3 protein-coding genes are annotated in these 1,521 nt (G+C 64.8%); 1 reads left to right on the top strand and 2 read right to left on the bottom strand.

Features of this window, described 5'->3' with window-relative positions; all coding sequences use genetic code 11:
• On the bottom strand, positions 1 to 241 hold a 241-nt coding region (locus JHC79_RS23765; protein WP_296395566.1), incomplete at its 3' end, for a DUF6480 family protein.
• A gap of 352 nt (positions 242 to 593) precedes the next feature.
• Here JHC79_RS23765 and JHC79_RS23760 point away from each other — a divergent pair.
• A complete protein-coding gene (locus JHC79_RS23760) occupies positions 594 to 941 on the top strand; it encodes a hypothetical protein (RefSeq protein WP_296395564.1) in 348 nt (115 codons plus the stop codon).
• Positions 942 to 945: 4 nt separating this feature from the next.
• Here the strand turns inward: JHC79_RS23760 and JHC79_RS23755 are convergent, their stop codons facing one another.
• The gene (locus tag JHC79_RS23755) at positions 946 to 1,146 is read right to left on the bottom strand and encodes a hypothetical protein (protein ID WP_296395562.1); all 201 of its coding nucleotides are present in this window, start codon (positions 1,144 to 1,146) and stop codon (positions 946 to 948) included.
• Positions 1,147 to 1,521 lie beyond the last annotated feature (375 nt).

Genomic DNA, 1,521 nt, shown 5'->3' with positions numbered 1-1,521 from the left:
AGGTGAAGAGCTGGAACGCGTCGAAGATCACTGCGATGCCGCCGGCCACCGCGAGGACGATGATGATGCCCACGATGATCATCACCGTGATGATGGTGGGGGAGAAGCGCTTCGGCACGGTCTGACGGCCGTCCGACGCCATCGAGGTGGATCCGCTGTCGGGAGGGGTTGCGCCCGGAACGAGCTCTCCGCCGTCTTCCAGATCGGTGTCGGGCTTGTACGGGTTCGCGTCGGCTGTCATGTGTGTCCTGTCGTGAAGGAGTCGGCCGCGCACAGATAGTGCGCCGGCAACTGGTTTCTGGGGCGGGAAGGCTCGGAAGTGAACCAACGGCCGTGCGACGGGCTCCGCACTGTGACGTCGTCACCGCAGTCGTCGATCGCGATGATTCGCGGGCACTTGTCTCGAACCCTGCGCGTCATCCAGCCTACGCCGCGGACACATGAGTGTTGAACAGGTTGTTCAGTAATCCGGGTCACTCCGTCCCGCGTATCGGTCGGTGTGATCTCCGCCTCTGGCCGGAATGGGCGGCTACTGGTCTAGGGTTCCATTATTGAACATTTGGTTCACTTCGTGGAGATCCTGAGGAGGACGTATGACTCACGACGACACGCATGACCGGATTGTGCAGGCACGCAAGGCCGCAGTACTGAGCAAAGTTGGCTCTCTCGCGGGCGCCGTCGGCGTGGTCCTCATCGCCCTGGGCGTGGTCGGACTGCTGACCGGGCGGACCGCCCTCGGCATCATCGCCGTGGTGGTCGCGGTGGTGCTCTTCGGTGTGACCGTAGTCGGCACACGCACCAACTCGAAGGCGCGACAGGATCCCGGCGTGCAGCAGCGTTCGAGTCGACTCCGCCGGGCCCGTTACCGCAGCGCCTACCCGCAGCATCAACAGCAGCAGCAGAACCAGCGCGCCGGCACCGACGACCGTCCGACCGAGTGACGCGTCACCAGGTCTGTTCTGCCGAACAAACCAGCATCTCGTTCACGGCGACCCGGCGGTCCCTCGTCACCATGTAGGTGACCGCGTCGGCGATGTCGTCGGGCAGTAGCGGCACGATGGCGTCGACGTTCGCCCGCATCGCCTCCCGGGCGCTGTCGCGGACGTGGTCGAGCAGTTCGGTGTCGACCGTTCCCGGTTCGACCACGCGAACGCGCGCACTCAGCAGTCCTGGCGGAGTGACTCGCTGAACGCGTTGACCCCGAACTCGGTCAGGCTGTAGATCCCGGTGCCCGCGTTGATGTCCAGCATGCGATCCCACTCACCGTGGGAGCCTCGGCGATGGGGCCCGACAGCATCAGTCCCGCATTGCTCACGAGGATGTCCAGACGCCCCGACTCCGCGACGACTGTCTGCACGGCTGCCCGTGCGCGCGCCTCGTGTGATTGTTCGGTGGACTGCGAGTGCGGTGATCGGGGTCAGTTCAGTGTCGTGTGTGACGGCTACCGTTGCGGCGCAGGTGTCTTGGCGACTCAGCGAAGGTGGTTGGCGGTGTCGCCGGTGAAGTCCATGAACGTGTAGT

Source organism: Williamsia sp. (assembly GCF_016462415.1).
Classification (GTDB): Bacteria; Actinomycetota; Actinomycetes; order Mycobacteriales; family Mycobacteriaceae; genus Williamsia_A.
This window is presented reverse-complemented; position numbering and strand designations above follow the sequence as displayed.

What these genes read in the sequence shown, in the direction of transcription:
- JHC79_RS23760 (WP_296395564.1), top strand. Translation starts at nt 594, where the DNA reads ATGACTCACGACGACACGCATGACCGGATTGTGCAGGCACGCAAGGCC.